The sequence below is a fragment of the Cellulomonas jepli genome (genome assembly GCF_047229345.1).
Taxonomy (GTDB): Bacteria; Actinomycetota; Actinomycetes; order Actinomycetales; family Cellulomonadaceae; genus Cellulomonas_A.
Genome location: NZ_JBFTER010000074.1, coordinates 1 through 23,854 on the forward strand (window position 1 = coordinate 1; position 23,854 = coordinate 23,854).

Genomic DNA, 23,854 nt, shown 5'->3' on the forward strand with positions numbered 1-23,854 from the left:
GCGCATGAGCGACTCGGCACCGCCCGAGCCGGCGGCCCGCCGGGGCGCCTCGCCGGTGGGCGTGGGCCGCGGGGCGCTCAGGTCGGCCGCACGTCGAGCGGGCTCGGTCCGCGGCGCGCGGGCGGCGCCGGGCTCCCCCGCCCCGCTCCGGACGACGACGGTGCGGGCGACCTTGTCGTGCCACCCCTGCAGCCGCCCGGCGGAGTCCCACGCGCCCGACGCGCCCACCACGAACTGCCCGACGCCGCACACGAGCGCCCCCGCGCCGAGCACCAGGTTGCGCACGAAGATGCGGAGCAGCCCGACGGTCAGCCCGGTGTCGGCGTCGACCGTGCGGACGCCGAGGGCGAGGCCGCCGAGCGTGCGCCCGGTGAACGCCTCCGCGACCCACTGCGCGATCCCGCAGACGGCGAGCACCACGAGGGGCAGCGCCAGGATCGCCCCGACCTCCGGCGCGACCTCGTCGCTCGTGGAGCTGCGGACGGCGTCGAGCGCGATGCCGTAGCCGATCGAGCTCGCGCCCGCGGCGAGCAGGAGCGCGAGGAGCTGGTCGACCAGCAGCGCCAGGACGCGCCGGCCGGTCCCGGCGAGCGACTCCGTCGCCGGCGGCTGGGCGCGCACCCGCGGGACCGTGCTCATCCTGCTCTCCTTCGAAGTGGTCGGTCGGCGGGGCGGCTGCGCCGGGGCCGCGCGCTCAGGACGCCCGGTCCACCAGCGCGTCGGCGAACGACACGAGCGCGTCCTTCGCGGCGCCGGCCGGCAGCGGCTCGAGCTCGACGACGGCAGCCCGCGCGAGGTCCGCCGCACGCTGCCGGGTCAGCCCGACGACGTCGTGCGCCCGCAGGGCCGCGACCGCCTCTGCGAGCGAGGTGTCGCTCGTGAGGTCGCCGTCGAGCAGCGCCACGAGCTCGCGGTCCTCGTCGGTCCCCTCGGGCGACGCCGCGCGCTGGCGCAGGAGCAGCGCGGGCATCGTGGGGACGCGCTCGCGCAGGTCGGTCCCCGGGGTCTTGCCCGTGACCGCGCCGTCGGACGTCAGGTCGAGGACGTCGTCCGCGAGCTGGAACGCCACGCCGACCTTCTCCCCGTACGCCGTGACGGTCCGCACGACGCTCGGGCGGCAGCCGGCGAACATCGCGCCGAACCGCGCCGACGTGGCGATGAGCGAGCCGGTCTTGTCGGAGAGCACCTGCAGGTAGTGCGCGACGGGATCCTCCCCCGCGGCGGGCCCGACGGTCTCGTGGAGCTGCCCGAGACACAGCCGCTCGAACGTCGCCGCCTGGATGCGCACGGCCTCCGGGCCGAGCCCGGCGACGGTCGCCGACGCCCGGGCGAACAGCAGGTCCCCGGTGAGGATCGCGACGGAGTTGCCCCACACCTCGTGGGCCGACGGCGCCCCGCGGCGCAGCGGCGCGGAGTCCATCACGTCGTCGTGGTACAGGGTCGCCAGGTGCGTGAGCTCGACGACGATCGCCGCGTCGAGCACCTCGCGCCGCGAGCCGTCGCCGAGCTCCGAGGCCAGCAGCGTCAGGAGGGGGCGGGTCCGCTTGCCGCCCGCGTTGACGAGATGCCGCGACGCCACGTCGGCGAGCGCGTCCGCGTGGGTCACGGCGTCCCGCAGGCGCTCCTCGACGAGCGCGAGGCGCCCCGAGAGCAGCTCGGCCAGCTCGGGGTCGGCCAGCGGGAGGGAGGTCGAGGAGGTCACGGGACGAACCTAGCCGCCGCAGGCGCGGGACAGAGAACCGCGCGCCGTCACGGGAGGAGTCTCGCGGCGTCGGTGACGACCTCGAGCACGGGCCCGGGCACGACCCCGAGGACGAGGGTCAGGACCGCGCAGATCGCGACCGCGACCGTCGTGAGGCCCTCGGAGGACACCACGGTGGTGGTCGTGCGCGCGGCCTCGAGCGTCGCGGTGGCCGTCGCGCCGGTGGATGTGCCGGTTGCTGCCGCGGTCGCCTGCGTGCCGGTGCCCGAGGTGCCCGACGGGGCTCCGGCCGCGGTGGCTCCCGCCGCCTCGGCCCCCCGCACGTCGTCGCGCTCGCGCGCGTCCGCCGCCGGGCTCGTGAAGAACATCAGGACGATGACCCGGACGTAGAAGAACGCCGCGGCGGCCGAGGCCAGCACGCCGACGACGGCGAGCACCGTCGCGTCGCCCCCGACCGCCGCCGAGAACACCGCGAACTTCCCGGTGAAGCCCGCGGTGAGCGGGATCCCGGCGAACGAGAGCAGGAACAGCGTGAACGTGCCCGCGAGCAGCGGGTTCGTCCGGCCGAGGCCGGCCCACTGCGACAGGTGCGTCGCCTCGCCGAGCACCGAGCCGCCCGCCGCGTCCGCGGTGTCGTCGAGGGCGTCGCCGGAGGACACCGGCGCACCTCCGGCCCCGGACCGCTCGCGCACGAGCGTCACGATCGCGAACGCCCCGATCGTCGCCGCGCCGTACGCCAGCAGGTAGAACAGGACCGACGCGAGGCCCTCCTGCGTGAGCGCGATGATCCCGGTCAGCACGAAGCCCGCGTGCGCGATGGACGAGTACGCCAGCATGCGCTTCACGTCGGTCTGCAGCAGCGCCGCGACGGTGCCGACGACCATCGTGAGGATCGCGACCGCCCACAGCGCGGGTGCGAGGTCCCACTGCAGGTCGGGGAGCACGACGTAGACGATGCGCACGAGCGCGCCGAACGCGGCGACCTTGGTGCAGGCCGCCATGAACGCCGTGATCGGGGTCGGGGCGCCCTGGTAGACGTCGGGTGTCCACGCGTGGAACGGCACGGCGCCGACCTTGAAGAGCAGGCCGACGAGCACCATGACGGCGCCGGTGAGCAGCAGGCCGTCGAGGCCCACGGCAGTGCCGGTCGCGGCCGCGATCTCGTCGTACCGCACCGAGCCGGCGAAGCCGTAGAGCAGCGCGATCCCGAACAGCATCACGGCCGAGGCGAACGACCCGAGCAGGAAGTACTTCATCGCGGCCTCCTGGCTCAGGAGGCGGCGGCGGCGCGCGAGCCCGCACAGCAGGTACAGCGGGAGCGAGAGCACCTCGAGCGCGACGAAGAGCGTGAGCAGGTCACCGGTCGCGGGGAAGATCAGCATGCCGCCGGTCGCGAACAGCACGAGCGGGTAGACCTCGGTCTGCGTGAGGCCCTTGCGGCGCGCGGTCTCCTCGTAGTCCGACCCCGGGATCGCGGCGGCCTGCGGCGTGAACGCGTCCTCGCCGGTCTCGGTGCGGTCGGCGATCACGAGGACCGACAGCAGCGCGAACAGCGCGATCGAGCCCTGGAGCACGAGCGTGGGGCCGTCCACGAGGAGGGAGCCGCCGAGCACGTCGACGCCGCCGCTCTCCTGGACCCCGTTCCACAGCGCGGCCACGGCCACGAGCGCCCCGGCCGTCGCCGCGAGCGAGAGCCCGAGCTGGATCGGCCGGCGCAGGTGCTGCGGGGCGAAGGCCTCGACGAGCACGCCGACGACCGCGGCGCCGAGCACCACGAGCACGGGGGCGAGCTGCGCCCAGTCGATCTCCGGCGCCGTGAAGGTGGTCACTTGTCGTTCCCCTCGTCCGTCGCGACCGCCGTGGTCGTGGTGGGCAGGTCACCGGCGCCGACCTGGTCGACGGTCGTCACCGCGGGCTCGCGCACGAGGTCGAGCGCGGGCGCCGGGTAGAAGCCGAGCACGAGCATGAGCCCGATCAGCGGCGCGACGACCCACCGCTCCCGTCCGCTCAGGTCCGGTGCGGCCGCGAGCTCGTCACGCACCGGCCCGGTGAACACCCGCTGGTAGGTCAGCAGGACGTAGAGCGCCGCGAGCACCACGGCGACGACCGACACGATCGCGGCCGGCTCGTTGCGCGCGAACGTCCCGACGAGCACGAGGAACTCGCTGACGAACGTCGACAGGCCCGGCAGCGAGAGCGCCGAGAGGCCGACCACGAGGAACGTCCCGGCGAGCACCGGCGTGACCCTCTGCAGGCCGCCGAAGTCGGCGATCTGCTGCGAGCCGCGGCGTGCGACGAGGAACCCGGCGAGCAGGAACAGCGCACCCGTCGAGAGACCGTGGTTGACCATGTAGAACGACGAGCCCGAGACGGCCGTCGACGTGAAGGCGAAGATGCCGAGCACGATGAACCCGAAGTGCGAGACCGACGTGTACGCGATGAGGCGCATGAGGTCCTTCTGCCCGATCGCGAGCAGCGCGCCGTAGAGGATCGACACGACCGCGAGCACGATCACCACGGGCGCGGCCCAGCGCGAGGCGTTCGGGAACAGCGGCAGGCAGAGCGTCAGCATGCCGAACGTGCCGACCTTGTCGAGCACGCCGACGAGCAGCGTCGAGGTCCCGGCGGGCGCCTGCTCGGCCGCGTCGGGCAGCCAGGTGTGCACCGGGAACATGGGCGCCTTGATCGCGAACGCGAGGAAGAACGCGACGAACAGCCAGCGCTCGGTCGCCACCGGCAGCTCGAGGCCCGTGAGGTTGTCGACGAGGAAGCCGTCCGCCCCGCCCGGCCCCTGCAGGTACAGCGCGATCACGCCGACGAGCATGATCAGGCCGCCCGCGAGCGAGAACAGCAGGAACTTGACCGCGGCGTACCGGCGGTGGGCGCCCCCGAACGCGCCGATCATGAAGTAGACCGGGATCAGCATCGCCTCGAACAGCACGTAGAACAGGAAGACGTCACGTGCGGCGAACACCGCGACCATGAACGTCTCGAGCACGAGGACGAGCGCGAGGTAGTGCCGCAGCCGGCCGGTGTCGCCGCCCTGCTCCCGCCACGCGGCGAGCACGACGAGCGGGACGAGCAGCACCGAGAGCAGCACGAGCGAGAGCCCGACGCCGTCGACGCCGACCGCGTAGCTCACGCCGAAGGTCGGGATCCACGGCTGGACCTCGGTGAGCTGGTGCGTCGCCGAGTCGGCGGTGTCGAACGCGAGCAGCGCGCCGACGCCGAGCAGCAGCTCGGCGAGCGCGAAGCCGAGCGCCACGAGCCGCACGTGGGTGCGGACGGAGGAGGGCAGGGCCCACACGACCGCGGCGCCGACGAGCGGCAGCACGATCAGGGCGGTCAGCCAGGGGAATCCGGATGCCATCGGTGGTGCTCTCCCTCAGATCCGGGGTGCCAGGACGGCGACGACGAGGACGACGAGGCCGAGCGCCATCGTCGCGGCGTACGTGCGGGCGAAGCCCGTCTGCAGCCGGCGGACGGCGTCGCCGAGCCCGATGGTCAGGCGCCCGAGGCCCGAGAACGCGCCGTCGACCACCTGGCGGTCCCCGTAGACGAGCGAACGGGTCAGGTGCTGACCGGGCTCGACCAGGACGGCGTGGTTCACGGCGTCCTGGTAGAGGTCGACGCGCGCGGCGCGGGTCAGCGGGGAGCCGGCGGGGGCGACGACCGGGACGGTCGACGTCGCGTACTGCCGCCACGCGAGCACGAGCCCGACGACGACGACGGCCAGCGTCGCCGCGATGAGCACCCACGCGGGCAGGACCGGCTCCTCGTGCTCGACGTGCCCCGTGACCGGCTCGAGCCACGACGTGAAGCCGCCGCCGAGCGACAGGGCCGCGCCGAGCCCGACCGAGCCGACCGCGAGCACGATCATCGGGACCGTCATGAGCCGCGGCGCCTCGTGCGGGTGCTGCGGGGTACCGTCGGAGCGGGCGGTCCAGCGGCGCTCACCCTCGAACGTCATGAAGAAGAGCCGCGACATGTAGAACGCGGTGATGCCCGCGCCGAGCAGCGCGACGGTCCCGAAGACCCAGGCCCGCCACGGCGCCCCGTCGACCGGGACGAATGCGGCCTCGATGATCTTGTCCTTGCTCCAGAAGCCGGAGAACGGCGGGATGCCCAGGATCGCGAGCCAGCCCGCCATGAACGTGTAGTAGGTGAGCTTCATGTACCGCCCGAGCCCGCCGAACCGGCGCATGTCGACCTGGTCGTCCATGCCGTGCATCACGGAGCCGGCGCCGAGGAACATCCCGGCCTTGAAGAAGCCGTGCGTCACGAGGTGAAAGATCGCGAACGCGTACCCGACGGGGCCCAGCCCCGCGGCGAGCACCATGTACCCGATCTGCGACATCGTCGAGGCCGCGAGTGCCTTCTTGATGTCGTCCTTCGCGCAGCCGACGATCGCCCCGTAGAGCAGCGTGATCGCGCCGACGACCGCGACGACGAGCTGGGCCTCGGGCGCTCCGTCGAACACCGGCGCCGAGCGCACGATGAGGTAGACGCCCGCCGTGACCATGGTGGCGGCGTGGATGAGCGCCGAGACCGGCGTCGGGCCGGCCATGGCGTCGCCGAGCCACGACTGCAGCGGGAACTGCGCCGACTTGCCGCACGCGGCGAGCAGCAGCATGAGCCCGATCACGGTGAGCGTCCCGGTGCTCGCGTCGGCCACGCCCTCGTGCACGGTCGCGAAGTCGACGCCGCCGAACGTCGCGAACATGAGCATGAGCGCGACGAGCAGGCCGATGTCGCCGATGCGGTTCGCGATGAAGGCCTTCTTCGCGGCGACCGCGTACGGCGTGCGGTGGTTCCAGAACCCGATGAGCAGGTAGGACGCGAGACCGACGCCCTCCCAGCCGACGAACAGCAGCAGGTAGCTGTCGGCGAGCACGAGCACGAGCATCGCGGCGACGAACAGGTTGAGGTACGCGAAGAACCGCCGACGGTCCGCGTCGTGCTCCGTGTACGCGACCGAGTACACGTGGATCAGCGTGCCGACGAACGTCACGAGCAGCACGAACGTGAGCGACAGCGGGTCGAGCCGCAGCCCCGCGTCCAGGTTGAACGTCCCCGCCGGCAGCCACGTGAACAGGTGCAGGTCGCGTACCCGGTCCTCGGCGTCCAGACCGAGCAGCGACACGAGCAGCCCGGCGCCGACGACGAACGCGCCGCCGGACGCGGCGACACCGAGCCAGTGGCCCCACCGGTCGGCGCGGCGGCCGAGCAGCAGCAGGACCGCGGCGCTCACGAGCGGCAGCGCGACCAGCAGCCACGCGCTGGTCTGCAGCGCGCCCTCGGCGGCGGTGGCGTGCGGGACGGCCGCGTGCGCCGCGTCGGCGGCGTCGTGCAGGCGCGCGGGGGCGAGGAGCAGGGTGTGCACCGTCGTCCTCTCAGCTCTTCAGCAGGTTGACGTCGTCGACCGAGGCCGACCGGCGGGTACGGAAGATCGCCACGATGATCGCGAGCCCGACGACGACCTCGGCCGCGGCGACGACCATGACGAAGAACGCCATGACCTGGCCGGTCAGGTCGCCGTGGATCCGCGCGAACGTCACGAGCGCGAGGTTGGTCGCGTTGAGCATGAGCTCGATGCCCATGAACACGATGATCGCGTTGCGGCGCAGCAGGACCGTCGAGGCCCCGATCGCGAACAGGATCGACGAGAGGACCAGGTAGTTGGTCAGGCTCACGGGGCTGTCTCCGTCCCACGGTCGGTCGTGATCGGCGTCGCCGGGCCGGACGTCAGGCCGGGAGGGGCGGCGTCCGGGAGCGGCCGGTCGCGGTGCTCGCCCGCGTCCGAGGCGTCCCGCACGATCGTGCCGACGGAGCCCGCGTCGCGCGGGGGGATCGTCGCGGCGAACCGCTCCGTCCCGGCCTCCTGGCCGCGGATGCGCAGCACGCGCGGCACGGAGATGTCGATCGGGTTGCCCTGGGGGTCGAGCGCGGGGACGTCCATCGCGTTGTGCCGCGCGTACACGCCCGGGGCCGGCAGCGGCGTGATGACGCCGCCCGCGGCGACGCGCGCGTCCGCCCGCTCCTTCTGGCCGACCTTGCGCACGAGCCGCTGGCGGTGCGTGAGCACGAGCGCCCCGAGCGCGGCGGTCACCAGGAGCGCGCCGACGACCTCGAACGCGAAGACGTACTCGCCGAACACGAGCCGCGCCACGCCCACCGGGTTCGTGTCGGCGTTGGCCGCCTCGAGCCCGCGGGCCGTCGGGTAGGTCACGCGCGTGACGACCCCGACCAGCATCGCGGCGATCCCGGCCCCGGCGACCAGGCCGATCCAGCGCTGGCCGCGGATGGTCTCGACGAGCGAGTCGGAGGCGTCGACGCCCACGAGCATGAGCACGAAGAGGAACAGCATCATGACCGCGCCGGTGTACACGACGACCTGGACGACGCCGAGGAACGGCGCCTCCTGCGCGACGTACAGGAACGCGAGCGAGATCATCACCGCGACGACCGCCATCGCGGCGTGCACGGCCTTGCGGGCGAACAGCAGCCCGAGCGCGGCGAGGACCATGATCGGCGCGAGGACCCAGAACAGCGCCGCCTCGCCGCCCGAGGTGGTGCCGGCGTCGGTGATCGCGGCGGGCAGCACCGCTGTGAGGTGGCTCATCGGGTCTCCTGCCCGGCAGTGCGCATGAGCGGCTCGTGGGGGTCCTGGCCCGCGGTCGGGTGGGCGTGCGTGCCGTGGTCGTGGGCCGGCGCGCCGGACGCGGCGCCGGGTGCGCCCTCGCTCGGCCGGTGCAGCTCGACCCAGACCTTCTGGGTCTGCGTCGGGCCCGTGACCTCGCCGCGGTAGTACGCGTCGTCGGTCGTGCCCTCGACCATCGGGTGCGGCGCCGGGAGCATGCCCTCCCCGAGCGGCGCGAGCAGGTCCTGCTTCTCGTAGATGAGGCCCTCGCGCGTCGGGCCCGCGAGCTCGTACTCGTTGGTCATCGTGAGCGCGCGCGTCGGGCATGCCTCGATGCACAGCCCGCAGAAGATGCAGCGCAGGTAGTTGATCTGGTAGACGCGGCCGTACCGCTCCCCCGGCGAGAACTGGGCGTCGGGCGCGTTGTCGGCGCCCTCGACGTAGATCGCGTCCGCCGGGCAGGCCCACGCGCACAGCTCGCAGCCGATGCACTTCTCCAGGCCGTCCGCGTACCGGTTGAGCTGGTGGCGGCCGTGGTAGCGCGGCTTGGCCGGCACCTTCTCGAACGGGTACTGCTCGGTGACCGTCGGGCGGAACATGTTGGAGAACGTCACGCCGAAGCCGCCGACGGGCGCGAGCATCTCGCCGAGGCCCGTGCGGGGCTCGATGAGCGGGGTGTAGCCCGCGGGCGCGGCTGCGCCCACCTCGCCGCCCTGCGGGCGGGCCGTCACGTCCTTCGACGCGTCCTTCGGGTCCTTCGTGGGGTCAGCCACCGTGCACCTCCTGGGTGACCTGGGGGGTCTCGGTCGGGGCCTGGGCCGCGGCGTCCCGGGCCGCCTGCGCGCGGCGCTGCTGGCGCGGCGAGGGCGGGAGCACCTGGCCGGGCAGCGGGGGCACCGGGAAGCCGCCCGCGAACGCGTCGAACTCCTCGGGCTCGCCCGGCTCGGGCGCCGGCTCGTCCTTCTTCTCCGGGATCAGGAACGACACCAGGACCCCGGCGAGCACGACGCCCGCGATCACGAACAGCGTCGTGCGCAGGTCGAGGCCGGAGAACTGGCGGACGCCCTGCACGACGGCGACGCACACGACCCAGCCGAGCGCGATCGGGATGAGGACCTTCCAGCCGATCTTCATGAACTGGTCGTAGCGGAAGCGCAGCACCGAGCCGCGGATCCACACGAACAGGAACATGAACATCCAGACCTTCGCGAGGAACCACAGGACGGGCCACCAGCCCTCGTTGAACATCCCGTCGTTGATCGCGGAGATCGGCCACGGCGCCCGCCAGCCGCCCAGGAACAGCGTCGTCGCGACCGCCGAGACGTTGAGCATGTTGATGTACTCCGCGAGGAAGAACCACGCGAACTTCATCGACGAGTACTCGGTCATGTACCCGGACACGAGCTCGCCCTCGGCCTCGGGGAGGTCGAACGGCAGGCGGTTGGTCTCGCCCACCATCGAGATCACGTAGATCACGAACGCGGGCAGCAGCGGCAGGAACCACCAGATCTGCGTCTGCGAGCTCACGATCTGCGACGTCGACATCGACCCCGCGATGATGAACACGCTGACCAGCGACAGGCCCATCGCGAGCTCGTAGGAGATGACCTGGGCGGTCGAGCGGACCGAGCCGAGCAGCGGGTAGGTCGACCCCGACGACCAGCCGCCGAGGACGATCCCGTACACCCCGACGGACGCGCACGCGAGGATGTACAGCGTCGCGACCGGGAAGTCCGTGAGCTGCAGCGGCGTCACGATGCCGAACAGGCTCACGGCCGGGCCGAACGGGATGACCGCGAACGTCAGCAGCGAGCAGAACACCGCGATCATCGGCGCCAGGATGTAGACGAGCTTGTCGGCCGCCTTGACGGTGATGTCCTCCTTGACCAGGAGCTTCATCGCGTCGGCGAGCGACTGGAGCAGGCCGAACGGGCCGTGCACGTTGGGTCCGGGGCGGACCTGCATGCGCGCGACGACCTTGCGCTCGAACCAGATGGCGATGAGGACGCTCGTCAGCAGGAAGACGATGATCGCGACCGCCTTGAGCAGCCAGATCCAGAAGTTGTCGTTGCTGAAGTCCGCGGCGGCCGCGGCCCCCACGCCCCCGCCGCCCTCCACGGCGGCGGGCAGCACCCCGGTGAGCAGGCTCATGCGAGCACCTCCGTGTGCGTCGTCGCGGCACCGGCGCCGCCGGCCGTCAGGTCCTGCGAGCCCGGCGCGAGCCGGACCCGCGAGCCGGGGCCCGCGCGCAGGGTGTCACGCACGAGGCTCCCCGGCGAGGCGGTCGGCAGCCAGACGACGTGGTCCGGCATGTCGGTGACGAGCACCGGGAGCTGGATCGTGCCCGCGTCGGTCGAGACCGCGAGCAGCCCGCCGTCGACGACGCCGGCGCCCGCGGCGGTCGCGGCCGAGACGCGCGCGACCGGGCGCTTCGCGGTGCCCGCGAGGAACGCCTCGCCGTCCTGGAGCCGACCGGCGTCGAGCAGCTGGTGCCACGTCGCGAGGACCGCGTCGCCGGGGGCGACCGACGGCGGCTCGGCGGCCTCGAGCGACGGCTCCGCGACGCGCGCGCCGTCCCAGGCGCCGAGCTGGTCGAGCTCGGCGTGCACCTGCGCGAGCGTGCGCAGCCCGAGGTCCGCGCCGAGCACGTCCGCGAGCTGGTCGAGCACGCGGTGGTCGGCCATCGCGGTCGACGTCAGCGCCTGGGGGAACGGGCGCGGGCGCCCCTCCCACGTGAGGAACGTGCCGGCCTTCTCGACCGGCGGTGCGACCGGCAGCACGACGTCGGCGAGCTCGGTGACCTCGGAGCGGCGCACCTCGAGCGAGACGAGGAACGGCACCGCGGCGAGCGCCGCACGCGCCTTCGCGGGGTCCGGCAGGTCGCGCACGTCGACGCCGCCGACGACCAGCGCGCCGAGGCGGCCCTTGCGTGCGGCCTTGAGGATCTTCGCGGTCGAGCGGCCCGGTGCCTGCGGCAGGTGGTCGACGCCCCACACCGCGGCGACGTCCACGCGGGCCGCGGCGTCGGCGACCGGGCGACCGCCCGGCAGGAGGCTCGGCAGCGCGCCGGCTTCGACGCCGCCACGCTCACCCGCACGGCGCGGGACCCACGCGAGGCGGGCGCCCGTGCGCCGGGCGAGGCGCAGCGCGGCGGACAGCCCGCCCTGCACGAGCCCCAGGCGCTCCCCGACGAGGATGACCGCACCCGGTGCGACGAGCGCCGCGGCGAGGTCCTGCAGCCGCACGTCGGCCGCGTCGGTGCCGACGGCGTCGAGCACCTCGGCCTCCGTCCCGGGGGCCGCCGCGAGCAGCGTCCCGTCGAGCCGCTCGAGCCCGCGGCTCGCGAGCGGGGCGATCGCGGAGACGCGCGTGGTGCCGGCGACGACGCCCTTGCGCAGGCGCAGGAACGTGATCCCGGCCTCCTCCTCGGCCTCGAGGCCGACGAGCAGCACGCTCGGCGCCTTCTCGAGGTCCGCGAAGGTCACCGGCATGCCCTGCCCGGCGACGGCCGAGGCGAGGAACGCCTCCTCCTCCGCGGAGTGCGGGCGGGCGCGCAGGTCGACGTCGTTGGTGCCGAGCGTCACGCGCGCGAACTTGGCCCAGGCGTAGGCGTCCTCGAGCGTCACGCGGCCGCCCGGCAGCACCCCGACGCCACGCGGGGCGTCGGTCGCGGCGGGTCCCGCGAGCGCCGCCTGCAGGCCCGCCGCCGCGACGTCGAGCGCCTCGGCCCAGCTCGCCGGGCGCAGCTCGCCGGTCTCCTCGTCCCGCACGAGCGGGGTCGTCAGCCGGTCCGGCGCCGACTGCCACGTGAACGCGAAGCGGTCCTTGTCGGTGATCCACTCCTCGTTGACCGCGGGGTCCTCGCCCGCGAGGCGGCGCAGCACGACGCCCCGGCGGTGGTCGACGCGGATCGCCGAGCCGCACGAGTCGTGCTCGGAGATCCCGGGGGTCGACACGAGGTCGAACGGGCGCGAGCGGAACCGGTACGTCGCGCTCGTGAGCGCCCCGACCGGGCAGATCTGGATCGTGTTGCCCGAGAAGTAGGACGCGAACGGCCGCCCCGACTCGTCCTCGAGCGCGGTGCCGACCGGGCCCTCGCCCGCGAAGCCGAGCACCCCGGTGTCGAAGCGCCCGATCTGCTGCATCGCGCCGCGCTTCTGCAGGTCGATGAAGGCGTCGCCCGCGATCTCCTTGGAGAACCGGGTGCAGCGCTGGCACAGGATGCAGCGCTCGCGGTCGAGCAGGACCTGCGTCGAGATCGCGATCGGCTTGGGGAACGTGCGCTTGATGTCGACGAAGCGCGAGGTGGCCCGGCCGTTGCTCATCGCCTGGTTCTGCAGCGGGCACTCGCCGCCCTTGTCGCACACCGGGCAGTCGAGCGGGTGGTTGATGAGCAGGAGCTCCATGACGCCGTGCTGCGCCTTGTCGGCCTCGGCCGAGGTGAGCTGCGTCTTGACCTGCATGCCGGGCGTCGCCTCGAGCGTGCACGACGCCTGGGGCTTGGGCATCTTCGCGAGCGCGCCGTCGCGCCCGGGAGCCCAGACCTCGACGAGGCACTGGCGGCAGGCACCGGCCGGGGCCAGGAGCGGGTGGTCGCAGAACCGCGGGATCTGGATGCCGATCTGCTCGGCGGCGCGGATCACGAGCGTGCCCTTGGGGACCGCGACCTCGACGTCGTCGATCGTGAAGGTCACCGCGTCGGGACCCTTCGGCGCCTGGGCGTCGTTGCCCGGCGACGACGGCCCGGCGCTCGGCGAACCGGGCGTGGCGGGCTTGCCTGTCGTGATGGTCATGCGTGGACCCCCGCGAGCTGCCCCGCGCCGCGGCGCGGGGTGTAGGTGAACAGCGCGCTGCGCTCGGGCGGGAACAGGACGTCGGCGGGCGTGTGCGTGCCCGCCTCGAACTCCTCCCGGAAGTACTGGATGGCCGACGTGATCGGGCTCGTCGCACCGTCGCCGAGCGCGCAGAACGAGCGCCCGAGGATGTTGTCGCACAGGTCGAGCAGCAGGTCGATGTCCTCGCTCGTGCCCTGCCCGGCCTCGAGGCGCTGGAGCACCTGGGCGAGCCAGAACGTGCCCTCGCGGCACGGCGTGCACTTGCCGCACGACTCGTGCTTGTAGAACTCGGTCCACCGCGTCACGGCCCGGACCACCGACGTCGTCTCGTCGAAGATCTGCAGCGCGCGCGTCCCGAGCATCGACCCGGCCTTCTGCACCGACTCGTAGTCGAGCGGGATGTCGAGGTGCTCCGCGGTGAAGATCGGGGTCGACGAGCCGCCGGGCGTCCAGAACTTGAGCTCGTGGCCCTCGCGGACCCCGCCCGCCATGTCGAGGAGCTCGCGCAGCGTGATGCCGAGCGGCGCCTCGTACTGCCCGGGCCGGGTCACGTGGCCCGAGAGCGAGAACAGCCCGTGCCCCGCCGACTTCTCGGTGCCCATGCTCGTGAACCAGCCGGCGCCGCCGCGCAGGATCCCGGGCACCGACGCGATGGTCTCGACGTTGTTCACGACGGTCGGACGCGCGTACAGGCCGGCGACCGCGGGGAACGGGGGCTTGAGGCGCGGCTGGCCGCGCAGGCCCTCGAGCGAGTCGAGCAGCGCCGTCTCCTCGCCGCAGATGTACGCGCCCGCACCGGCGTGCACCGTGACGTCGAGGTCGTAGCCCGAGCCGAGCACGTCCTTGCCGAGGTAGCCCGCGGCGTACGCCTCCTCGACCGCGCGCAGCAGGCGGCGGTACACGTGCAGGACCTCGCCGCGCACGTAGATGAAGGCGTGGTTGCAGCCGATCGCGTACGACGTGATCGCGACGCCCTCGATCAGGTGCTGCGGGCTCGCGAGCATGAGCGGGATGTCCTTGCAGGTCCCCGGCTCGGACTCGTCGGCATTGACGACGAGGTAGCGCGGGCCGCCGTCGGGCGGGGGCAGGAAGCCCCACTTCATGCCCGACGGGAACCCGGCGCCGCCGCGCCCGCGCAGGCCCGAGTCCTTGACGGTCGCCACGACCGTCGCGGGGTCCTGCCGCAGGGCGGCGCGCAGGCCCTCATAGCCACCGTGCGCGAGGTACGTCTGCAGGGTCCACGAGCGGTCCGCGTCCCAGATGTCGCTCAGGACGGGCGCGAGGGTGGTCGGCTCGCTCATCAGGACTCCTTGGCCTGCTCGGACTGCTGCTTCTTCTCCTGCGCGGCCGTGGAGGTGTCCGCGGGACCCTCCGGGGTGCGCTGGGCGCTCGACTGCTCGGCGCCGACCTCCGGGGTGCCCGCGGCCTTCGCGGCCTCGGGCGCCGTGCGCGTCGCCGGTGCGCCCGCGGCGGTCCGGGTGCGCGGCGTCGTGCCCGCCGGGCGCTCCGCACCTGCCTTGGGCTCGGGCTCGGTGGTGCCCGGCGTGGCCTCGGGCTGCTTGCCGTCGGTGCCGTCGGCGGCCGCACCGCTCTCCCCCGGGAACGCGGGCGCCGTCCAGCCCCGCTCGCGGGCCAGGCGCGTGCCGCGCACGGTCGCCTCACCCGCGCCCACGCCCTCGTCGGCCCGGCCGTCCGGGAACCCCGCGAGCACGCGCGACATCGCCTTGAACGAGCAGACGCTCGCCGCGCCGCGGGTCGGGGCGACCGGCTCGCCGGCACGCAGCCGGTCGACGGTCTCGACCGCGGTCGCCGGCGTCTGGTTGTCGAAGAACTCCCAGTTGACCATCACGACCGGCGCGTAGTCGCACGCCGCGTTGCACTCGATGCGCTCGAGCGTGACCTTGCCGTCCGGGGTCGTCTCGTCGTGCCCGACCTCGAGGTGCTCGGAGAGCTCCGCCCAGATCGCGTCGCCGCCCATGACGGCGCAGAGCGTGTTGGTGCAGACCCCGACCGTGTACTCGCCGTTGGGCCGGCGCTTGTACTGCGAGTAGAACGTCGCGACCGCGGAGACCTCGGCGGTCGTGAGCGAGAGCATCTGACCGCAGAACGCGATGCCCGCGGGAGAGACGTAGCCGTCCTCGCTCTGCACGAGGTGCAGCATCGGCAGCAGCGCCGAGCGTGCCTGCGGGTAGCGGGCGACGATCTGCTCGGCGTCGGCGGCCAGGCGGGCGAACGTCGCCTCGTCGTACGCCGCGTGCCGGTGCGGCGCACGGGCGCCGGCGCTCACGTCGGCGTGCGTGCTGTTCTCGACGGACATCAGCGGTCCACCCCTCCCAGGACGGGGTCGAGCGAGGCCACCGCGACGACGACGTCGGCGACCTGGCCGCCCTCGCACATGAGCGAGACGGCCTGCAGGTTGGTGAACGAGGGGTCCCGGAAGTGCGCGCGGTACGGCTTCGTGCCGCCGTCCGAGACCAGGTGCACGCCGAGCTCGCCGCGGGGCTGCTCGACGGTCTGGAAGACCTGCCCGGCCGGGACCCGGAAGCCCTCGGTCACGAGCTTGAAGTGGTGAATCAGGGCCTCCATCGAGGTGCCCATGATCTCCCGGATGTGGTCGAGCGAGTTGCCCATGCCGTCCGAGCCGATCGCGAGCTGCGCGGGCCAGGCGACCTTCTTGTCGGCGACCATGACGGGCCCCGGGCCGATCGCCTGGAGACGGTCGAGCGTCTGCTCGACGATCCGCATGGACTGGTAGCACTCCTCCATGCGCAGGACCACGCGCGACCAGGAGTCGGCCTCCGTCGACGTCGGGACCTCGAAGTCGTAGGTCTCGTAGCCGCAGTACGGGGTCGCCTTGCGCACGTCGTACGGCAGGCCGGCGGAGCGGAGCACCGGGCCGGTCACGCCGAGCGCCATGCAGCCCGCGAGGTTGAGGTACCCGACGCCCTTGAGGCGCGCCTGCAGGATCGGGTTGGCCAGCATGAGGTCCTCGAGCTGGCGGAAGTAGTGCCGCATCGTCACGAGCGACTCGCGGATCGTGTCGAGCGCCCCCGGCGGGATGTCCTGCGCGACGCCGCCCGGGCGGATGTACGCGTGGTTCATCCGCAGGCCCGTGATCAGCTCGAAGATCTTGAGGACCTCCTCGCGCGCCGTGAAGCCGACCGTCATGATCGTCGTCGCGCCGAGCTCGTTGCCGCCGGTCGCGAGGCACACGAGGTGCGACGAGATCCGGTTCAGCTCCATCATCAGCACCCGGATCACGGTCGCCCGCTCCGGGACGTCGTCGGTGATGCCGAGCAGCTTCTCGACGGCCAGGCAGTACGCGGCCTCCTGGAACAGCGGGGCCACGTAGTCCATGCGCGTGCAGAACGTGGGGCCCTGGGACCAGGTCCGGAACTCCATGTTCTTCTCGATGCCGGTGTGCAGGTAGCCGATGCCGGCCCGCGCCTCGGTGATCGTCTCGCCGTCGATCTCGAGCATGAGCCGGAGCACGCCGTGCGTCGACGGGTGCTGCGGACCCATGTTGACGACGATGCGCTCCTCGCCGAGGCGTGCGGCCTCCTCGGCGATGTCGGACCAGTCGCCGCCGTTCGCCTCGAACGACGGGATGCCCGTCGTGTCGTCGTCGACGACGTTGCCCGTGGCGCGGGGCTGGGAAGGGGTGTGGGTGGACATCAGCTGTACGACCTCCGCTGGTCCGGGGGCGGCACGGTCGCGCCCTTGTACTCGACCGGGATCCCGCCGAGGGGGTAGTCCTTGCGCTGCGGGTGGCCGGGCCAGTCGTCCGGCATCTCGATGCGTGCAAGCGCGGGGTGACCGTCGAAGACGATCCCGAAGAAGTCCCACGTCTCGCGCTCGTGCCAGTCGTGCGTCGGGTAGACCGACACCGTCGACGGGATGTGCGGGTCCGTGTCGGCGACCGCGACCTCGAGGCGGATCCGGCGGCTGTGGGTGATCGACACGAGGTGGTAGACCGCGTGCAGCTCGCGGCCCGTCTCGTGCGGGTAGTGCACGCCCGAGACCCCGAGGCTCAGCTCGAAGCGCAGGTCCTGGTCGTCCCGCAGCGCCTGGGCCACCTCGGGGAGGTGCGCGCGCGCGACGTGCAGCGTGAGCTCGTCGCGGTCCACGACCACGTACTCGACGGCGTTGGTGAAGCCGGTACCGGACTCGTCGAGGATCTCGGTGAGGACGTCGACGACCTCGTCGAACCAGCCGCCGTACGGCCGCTCGCTCGGCCCCGGGAGCGCGACGGGCAGCACGAGACCGCCGAAGCCCGACGTGTCGCCCGTGCCCTTGACGCCGAACATGCCCTGGCGGACGTCGACGACCTCGAGGGTCGCGCGGTCGGGCGGCAGCGGGTGCTGGGCGACCTTCTCGATCGCGTCGCCGAGCTTGCCCGGGTCGCCGGCAGTGCCTGCGGGGGTCGCGTCGCTCATGCCAGCAGCCCCTTCATGTGCGACGTCGGCGTCGCCTCGAGCGCGGCGGCCTCGGCGGCGGCCGCGGCCTCGCGACGGTTCACGCCGAGCGGCGCGGCCTGGATCTGGTCGTGCAGGGCGAGGATCGCGTTGATCAGCATCTCCGGGCGCGGCGGGCAGCCGGGCAGGTAGATGTCGACCGGCACGACGTGGTCGACGCCCTGGACGATCGCGTAGTTGTTGAACATCCCGCCCGACGACGCGCACACGCCCATCGACAGGACCCACTTGGGCTCGGGCATCTGGTCGTAGACCTGGCGCACGACCGGCGCCATCTTCTGGCTCACGCGGCCCGCGACGATCATGAGGTCGGCCTGGCGCGGCGACGCGCGGAAGACCTCCATGCCGAAGCGGGAGATGTCGTAGCGCGGGGTCCCGGTCGCCATCATCTCGATCGCGCAGCACGCGAGACCGAACGTGACGGGCCAGAGCGACCCCTTGCGGAAGTACCCGACGAGGTTCTCGACCGTCGTCAGCAGGAATCCGGACGGTGCCTCTTCGATGCCCATGTCAGCTCACCCTCAGTCCCACTCGAACCCGCCGCGGCGCCACTCGTACACGAACGGCACCGTGATCAGGACGAGGAATCCCATCATCGCGACGAGCCCGAAGGTCGCGAGCTCCGTGAAGTTGACCGCCCAGGGGTAGAGGAACACCACCTCGATGTCGAAGATGATGAACGTCATGGCCACCAGGTAGTACTTGATCGGGAACCGCCCGCCGCCGATCGCGTGCGGGGTCGGCTCGATGCCGCACTCGTACGCTTCGAGCTTGGCGCGGTTGTAGCGCTTGGGGCCCAGGATCACGCTGGCCCCGACTCCGCCGAGCGCGAGCACGGCGGCGATGCCCATCATCACGAGCAGCGGCGCGTACGGGTTGTTCATCGGTGTGCCCTCCCGGTGGGCGGCATCGTCGTGGTCGTGACGGTCGGGCTGGCGGGGGCGGTCATGCGGCCGGCGCCAGTCGCGTGAGGCCCGAGATGACGCGGTCGACCATGTCGCCGCCGCGCGGCTCGTAGCAGTCCGCGAGCAGCTTGAGCGTGAACCGCATGAGCAGCGGGCGCGGGAGCCCGTAGCGCGTGCAGAGCCGCATGACCTGCGGGTTCTCGATGAGCCGGACGAAGACGCGGCCCAGCGTGTAGTAGCCGCCGAGCTCGTCCTTCATGCGGGTCTGGTACGTCGCGAGCGCGCGCTCCCGGCCCGCGGCGGACCCGCGCGCGGCGGCCTGCACCGCGGCGTCGGCGGCGATCCGCCCGGCCTGGAGCCCGTACGCGATGCCCTCGCCGTTGTACGGGCTGACCATGCCCGCGGAGTCGCCGACGAGCATGAGCCCGTTGCCGTAGAGCGGCCCGCGGTTGAAGCCCATCGGCAGCGCCGCGCCGCGCACGGGGGCGAGCTGGTTCTCGGGCGTGAACTCCCACTCCTCGGGGGCGTTCGCCATCCACTTCGCGAACAGGTCCTTGTAGTCGACCTTCGTCGCGGCGGCCGTCGAGGCGACGCTGCCGAGGCCGACGTTCGCGGTGCCGTCGCCGAGCGAGAAGATCCAGCCGTAGCCGGGCATGAGGTTCGAGCGCCCCGGGGCGCCGTCCCACAGCTCGAGGTGGCTCTCCATCCACGGGTCGTCGTGGCGGGGGGTGCGGAAGTAGGTGCGGACCGCGACCCCCATCGGGCGGTCCATGCGCTTCTCGAGGCCGAGCGACGTCGCGAGCCGGGCGGAGACGCCGTCGGCGGCGATGACGAGGGGCGCGCGGTAGGTGACCTCCTCGCCCGCGCGGCGCCCGGCGTCGTCGACCGGGCGCGCGGTCACGCCGACGACCCGGCCGGTGCGCTCGTCGAGCACGGGACCCGTGACGTTGGTGCGCTCGAGCAGCTTGGCGCCGGCCGCACGCGCGTGGTCGGCGAGCAGGTGGTCGAGGCTCATGCGGCTGCGCGCGAGCCCGTACGACGGGTAGCTCGACAGCTCGGGCCACGGCAGCTCGAGGCGGTGCCCGCCGCCGACGACGCGCAGGCCCTGGTTGCGGATCCAGCCCTGGTCCTCGCGCAGCGAGACGCCCATCGCGGCGAGCTCGGCGACCGCGCGCGGGGTCAGGCCGTCGCCGCAGATCTTGTCCCGGGGGAACGCCGCCTTCTCGAGCAGGAGCACCGACAGACCCGCGGACGCGCAGTAGTACGCGGCGCTGGACCCGGCGGGTCCAGCACCCACGACGATGACGTCAGCGTCATCGTGCCCTGCGTTCATGACGGTCTCGCCTCACTTGTGAAGACGTTCACACACGACTTCCAGCGAGTGTAACCGCGGTCACAGAGCGTGTCTTGGAAGGGTTGCCTCACCTCCCGGCGCACCGCTCCTGCACGCCCCGCACACGGCTCGTGCACGACCTCCGCACGCGCTCGGCAGGCACCCGTGGGCCCCGCCGCGAGCGCTCGGAGAGCCGTCAGGGACGCGTCGCGCGGTGCAGGGCGACGACCCCGCCGGTGAGGTTGCGGTAGGCGACGCCGTCCCAGCCGGCCCGGCGCAGCGTGCGGCCGAGCTCCCGCTGGTCCGGCCACGCGCGGATCGACTCCGCGAGGTACACGTACGCGTCGGGCTCCTTCGACACCGCCCGGGCGACCGGCGGCAGCGCGCGCATGAGGTACTCGGTGTAGACCGTGCGGAAGGGCTTGAGCGTCGGCGTCGAGAACTCGCACACCACGAGCCGCCCGCCCGGGCGCGTCACGCGCAGCATCTCCGCGAGCGCGCCCTCGGTGTCCACGACGTTGCGCAGCCCGAACGAGATCGTCACGGCGTCGAACGACGCGTCCGCGAACGGCAGCTGCGTCGCGTTGCCCGCCACGAAGCCGAGGTCGGGGCGCCGGCGCTTGCCGACCGACAGCATCCCGAACGACAGGTCGCACGGGACGACGCGCACGCCCGCGTCCGCGAGCGGCTCGCTCGACGTGCCGGTGCCCGCCGCGAGGTCCAGGACCGTCTCCCCCGGCTGGGCCGCGAGCGCCGCGAGGGTCGCCCGGCGCCAGGCGCGGTCCTGCCCGAGCGAGATCACGTCGTTCGTCAGGTCGTAGCGGCGCGCGACGGCGTCGAACATCGTCGCGACGTCGCGGGGGTCCTTGTCGAGGCTGGCGCGGGGCATGTGGCCATCGTCTCAGGAGATCCACATGCTGCGGACCGTACCCTGAAGGCGATGACCAGCAGCCTGCCCGACGCCGTCCCGCACCCGCTCGTCGTGCGCACGGTCCCCCTCGACGGGCTCGAGGAGCTCGGCCGCGCACGCCGCGGCGGGGCGGCCGGCGACGCCGCCCGGAGCCGGTACACGACCCCGGACCCGCGCGACCTCGTCGACCTGCTGCCCGCGGACGCCCCGCTCGCCTGGGTGCGCCGGGGCGACGGGCTCGTCGCCTGGGGCGAGGCGCTGCGGTTCGAGGTCGGCGGCGCGGCGCGGTTCACCGACGCCGAGGCGGCCTGGCGCGACGTCCTCGCGCACGCGATCGTGCGCGACGAGGTCGGGCTCCCCGGCACGGGCCCGGTCGCGTTCGGCTCCTTCGCGTTCGACGACGACTCCCCCGCGGGCGGCGTCGTCGTCGTCCCGCGCGTGATCGTCGGACGCCGGGGCGGACGGGCGTGGCTCACGACGATCGAGTCCGGCGGGCGGCTTCGCCCGGCGCCGTCGCTCGACGAGCTCGTCGGCGACCTCGAGCCCGCGCCCTCCCCCGGGAGGGTCGAGTACGGCGACGGCGCGGTGCCCGCCGAGCCGTGGAAGGACGTCGTCGCGCGCGCCGTCGCGGCGATCCGTGCGGGCGAGGTCGACAAGGCCGTGCTCGCCCGCGACGTCTGCGCGCGCACCGAGCACCCGATCGACGCGCGCTGGCCCCTCGGGCGGCTCGCCGAGCGGTACCCGTCGTGCTGGACGTTCTCGGTCGACGGCATGATCGGCGCGACCCCCGAGCTGCTCGTGCGCTCCGAGAAGGGGCTCGTGACGTCGCGCGTGCTGGCCGGCACGATCCGCCGGACCGGCGACGACGCCGCCGACCTCGGGCGCGCCGCGATCCTCGCGCACTCGTCGAAGGACCTCGAGGAGCACGAGTACGCGGTCGCGTCCGTCGGGCACGCGCTCGAGCCGTTCTGCTCGTCGATCAACGTGCCCGACGTGCCGTTCGTGCTGCACCTGCCCAACGTGCTGCACCTCGCGAGCGACGTGACCGGGGTCCTCGTCGGCGGCGCGGAGCCGTCCACCGAGCACCCCACGAGCCTCGCGCTCGCCGCGGCGCTGCACCCGACCGCCGCGGTGTGCGGCACGCCCACGTCCGCGGCGCGCGAGCTCATCGCGCGGATCGAGGGCATGGACCGTGCGCGCTACGCCGGCCCGGTCGGCTGGTTCGGCGGTGACGGCGACGGCGAGTGGGGCATCGCGCTGCGCTCCGCCGCGCTGGACCCGGACGACCCGCACCGCATCCGGCTGTTCGCGGGCTGCGGCATCGTCGCCGCGTCCGACCCGGCCGCCGAGCTCGCGGAGTCGGAGGCGAAGCTCGTGCCGATGCGCGACGCGCTCGCGTCGACCGGGGCACCGACGGACTGAGCCACCCGCAGCCGCCCTGCGGGAACGACGGACGGCCGGCGCCCGAGGGCACCGGCCGTCCGCGTGGGGCGGGACCAGCAGGGGTCCGGTCCTGCCCCGGTCCGGGCGCGCAGGGGGGACGGCGCGCCCGGGGCTCCGTCAGCCGTTCCCCTGCCCGCCGCCCTGGCCCTGCTGCTGCTGCTGCTGGAACCACTCCCAGAGCTGCTCGGGCGTCATGTCCTCGCTGTTCTCGGGGAGCTGCGGCTGCGGGTCCTGGCCCTGGCTCGTCGTGGTCTCCTCGCGGGCCGCGAGCGTCACCTCGACCTCGCGCGCCTGGTCGCCGCGCACGACCGTGAGCGTCGCCTCCGCGCCCGCGGCGCGCTCGCGCACGTACGCGGTCAGGGACTCGGCGCCCGCGACCGGGCGGCCGTCGATCGCCACGATGACGTCCTCCGCGGCCAGCTCGGCCTCGGCGGCGGGCGAGCCCGACGTCACCTCCTGGACGACCGCGCCGCGGCGCGTCACACCGTCCGCGGTCGCCGTGCCGTCGCTCAGCGAGACGCCAAGGAACGCGTGCTCCGCCGTGCCGTCCTCGACGAGCTGGGCGGCGATCTGCTTCGCCAGGTTGACCGGGATCGCGAACCCGAGGCCGATCGAGCCGGACTGGCTCGACAGCGTCGCGATCGACGACGTGATGCCGATGACGCGGCCCTGCGCGTCGAACAGCGGGCCGCCCGAGTTCCCGGGGTTGACCGCGGCGTCGATCTGGATCGCGTTCGTCACGACCGTGTCGGAGCCGCCCTGCTCGGAGGTCGAGACCGGGCGGTCGAGCGCCGAGACGATGCCGGTCGTCGCGGTGTTCGCGAGGCCGAGCGGGTTGCCGACCGCGAGGACCGCCTCGCCGACGGTCACGTCGTCGGAGTCGCCGAACGCCGCGGGCGTGAGGTCGTCCGGGGCGTCGTCGAGGCGGATGACCGCGAGGTCCGTGGTCGGGTCCGTGCCCACGATCGACGCGGGGAAGATGCGGCCGTCCGAGAGCGTGACGCGGAGCTCGCCCTGGCCGGCGCCCGCGACGACGTGGTTGTTCGTCACGATGTTGCCGTCGTCGTCGATGATCACGCCCGAGCCCTGCGAGCCGCCCTGCTGCGTGCTGACCTCGATCGCGACGACCGACTCCTGGACGGCCGCGATGACCGCCTCCCAGTCCGGGTCGTCGGCGTTCGAGCCCTCGACGGGGACCTCGGCGTTGCGCGCCTGGCCGATCGACGTGAGCGACGCCGGGGTCGACGTGTCGTCGTCGTCGAGCGCGTCCGAGACTCCGATGGTGGTGAGCGTCGCGACGAGCGCCGCGGCCACCGCGGCCGCCGCGACGGGCAGCCACATCGGGCGCCCGCGCTCGTGGGTCGCGACGGCGGCCTGCGGTCCGCCGGGGACGCCCGGGCCGCCGTGCTGACCGGGACCGGCGGGCTGACCCGGCGTGCCGTGCTGGGCCTCGTGCGCGGCGCGCAGGTCGGCGGGGGCGGCGGGGTGCGGGGGCAGGAACGGGTTGGTGCGGTGCGGGGCCTGGCCCGCGGCCGGCGCAGAGCCGGGCTGGCCGACGCCGGGCTGGCCGGCACCCGGGGCGTGGCCGGCACCCGGGGCGTGGCCGGGGGC

Annotated in this window: 20 protein-coding genes; 1 reads left to right on the forward strand and 19 read right to left on the reverse strand. The window is 73.5% G+C overall.

The window, feature by feature from the left end; translation table 11 throughout:
- The 18 genes from AB6N24_RS16035 to AB6N24_RS16120 form a co-directional block, all read right to left on the reverse strand.
- Nucleotides 1-639 (reverse strand): RDD family protein (locus tag AB6N24_RS16035; protein ID WP_412870387.1); only part of this gene is annotated, 639 nt, incomplete at its 3' end.
- Between the two features lie 55 nt (nucleotides 640-694).
- Entirely contained in the window at nucleotides 695-1,702 is a 1,008-nt protein-coding gene (locus tag AB6N24_RS16040) for a polyprenyl synthetase family protein (protein WP_412870388.1), read from the reverse strand.
- Between the two features lie 47 nt (nucleotides 1,703-1,749).
- On the reverse strand, nucleotides 1,750-3,531 hold the full coding sequence (gene nuoN / locus AB6N24_RS16045; RefSeq protein WP_412870389.1) for an NADH-quinone oxidoreductase subunit NuoN: 1,782 nt from the start codon (nucleotides 3,529-3,531) through the stop codon (nucleotides 1,750-1,752).
- Nucleotides 3,528-5,072, reverse strand: coding sequence for an NADH-quinone oxidoreductase subunit M (locus tag AB6N24_RS16050; protein WP_412870390.1), 1,545 nt, complete (start codon nucleotides 5,070-5,072; stop codon nucleotides 3,528-3,530). The genes nuoN and AB6N24_RS16050 overlap by 4 nt, the downstream gene beginning before the upstream one ends.
- Nucleotides 5,073-5,087: 15 nt before the next feature.
- Nucleotides 5,088-6,992 (reverse strand): NADH-quinone oxidoreductase subunit L, encoded by a 1,905-nt coding sequence (gene nuoL / locus AB6N24_RS16055; protein WP_412870403.1) that lies wholly within the window; start codon nucleotides 6,990-6,992, stop codon nucleotides 5,088-5,090.
- 103 nt (nucleotides 6,993-7,095) lie between these two features.
- On the reverse strand, nucleotides 7,096-7,395 hold the full coding sequence (nuoK, locus tag AB6N24_RS16060; protein WP_034634562.1) for an NADH-quinone oxidoreductase subunit NuoK: 300 nt from the start codon (nucleotides 7,393-7,395) through the stop codon (nucleotides 7,096-7,098).
- A complete protein-coding gene (locus tag AB6N24_RS16065) occupies nucleotides 7,392-8,324 on the reverse strand; it encodes an NADH-quinone oxidoreductase subunit J (protein WP_412870391.1) in 933 nt (310 codons plus the stop codon). The genes nuoK and AB6N24_RS16065 overlap by 4 nt, the downstream gene beginning before the upstream one ends.
- On the reverse strand, nucleotides 8,321-9,115 hold the full coding sequence (gene nuoI, locus AB6N24_RS16070) for an NADH-quinone oxidoreductase subunit NuoI (protein ID WP_412870392.1): 795 nt from the start codon (nucleotides 9,113-9,115) through the stop codon (nucleotides 8,321-8,323). Before nuoI ends, AB6N24_RS16065 begins: the two co-directional genes overlap by 4 nt.
- On the reverse strand, nucleotides 9,108-10,493 hold the full coding sequence (nuoH, locus tag AB6N24_RS16075) for an NADH-quinone oxidoreductase subunit NuoH (RefSeq protein ID WP_412870393.1): 1,386 nt from the start codon (nucleotides 10,491-10,493) through the stop codon (nucleotides 9,108-9,110). The genes nuoI and nuoH overlap by 8 nt, the downstream gene beginning before the upstream one ends.
- The gene (locus AB6N24_RS16080; RefSeq protein WP_412870394.1) at nucleotides 10,490-13,135 is read right to left on the reverse strand and encodes an NADH-quinone oxidoreductase subunit G; all 2,646 of its coding nucleotides are present in this window, start codon (nucleotides 13,133-13,135) and stop codon (nucleotides 10,490-10,492) included. The genes nuoH and AB6N24_RS16080 overlap by 4 nt, the downstream gene beginning before the upstream one ends.
- A complete protein-coding gene (nuoF, locus tag AB6N24_RS16085) occupies nucleotides 13,132-14,478 on the reverse strand; it encodes an NADH-quinone oxidoreductase subunit NuoF (RefSeq protein WP_412870395.1) in 1,347 nt (448 codons plus the stop codon). Before nuoF ends, AB6N24_RS16080 begins: the two co-directional genes overlap by 4 nt.
- Complete coding sequence (gene nuoE, locus AB6N24_RS16090) at nucleotides 14,478-15,494, reverse strand: NADH-quinone oxidoreductase subunit NuoE (RefSeq protein WP_412870396.1); 1,017 nt, start codon at nucleotides 15,492-15,494, stop codon at nucleotides 14,478-14,480. Before nuoE ends, nuoF begins: the two co-directional genes overlap by 1 nt.
- Nucleotides 15,494-16,852, reverse strand: coding sequence for an NADH-quinone oxidoreductase subunit D (locus AB6N24_RS16095; RefSeq protein WP_412870397.1), 1,359 nt, complete (start codon nucleotides 16,850-16,852; stop codon nucleotides 15,494-15,496). Before AB6N24_RS16095 ends, nuoE begins: the two co-directional genes overlap by 1 nt.
- On the reverse strand, nucleotides 16,852-17,613 hold the full coding sequence (locus tag AB6N24_RS16100) for an NADH-quinone oxidoreductase subunit C (protein ID WP_412870398.1): 762 nt from the start codon (nucleotides 17,611-17,613) through the stop codon (nucleotides 16,852-16,854). Before AB6N24_RS16100 ends, AB6N24_RS16095 begins: the two co-directional genes overlap by 1 nt.
- On the reverse strand, nucleotides 17,610-18,161 hold the full coding sequence (locus AB6N24_RS16105) for a NuoB/complex I 20 kDa subunit family protein (RefSeq protein ID WP_141371886.1): 552 nt from the start codon (nucleotides 18,159-18,161) through the stop codon (nucleotides 17,610-17,612). The genes AB6N24_RS16100 and AB6N24_RS16105 overlap by 4 nt, the downstream gene beginning before the upstream one ends.
- A 12-nt stretch (nucleotides 18,162-18,173) precedes the next feature.
- Entirely contained in the window at nucleotides 18,174-18,536 is a 363-nt protein-coding gene (locus AB6N24_RS16110; RefSeq protein ID WP_141371887.1) for an NADH-quinone oxidoreductase subunit A, read from the reverse strand.
- Nucleotides 18,537-18,597: 61 nt separating this feature from the next.
- Entirely contained in the window at nucleotides 18,598-19,890 is a 1,293-nt protein-coding gene (locus AB6N24_RS16115) for a geranylgeranyl reductase family protein (protein WP_412870399.1), read from the reverse strand.
- A 196-nt stretch (nucleotides 19,891-20,086) separates the two neighbouring features.
- Nucleotides 20,087-20,779, reverse strand: coding sequence for a demethylmenaquinone methyltransferase (locus tag AB6N24_RS16120; RefSeq protein ID WP_412870400.1), 693 nt, complete (start codon nucleotides 20,777-20,779; stop codon nucleotides 20,087-20,089).
- A 51-nt stretch (nucleotides 20,780-20,830) separates the two neighbouring features.
- On the opposite strand from AB6N24_RS16120, the gene AB6N24_RS16125 reads away from it, so the two are divergent.
- A complete protein-coding gene (locus AB6N24_RS16125; protein ID WP_412870401.1) occupies nucleotides 20,831-22,222 on the forward strand; it encodes an isochorismate synthase in 1,392 nt (463 codons plus the stop codon).
- Between the two features lie 138 nt (nucleotides 22,223-22,360).
- Here the strand turns inward: AB6N24_RS16125 and AB6N24_RS16130 are convergent.
- A partial coding sequence (locus AB6N24_RS16130; protein ID WP_412870402.1) for a S1C family serine protease occupies nucleotides 22,361-23,854 on the reverse strand: 1,494 nt, incomplete at its 5' end.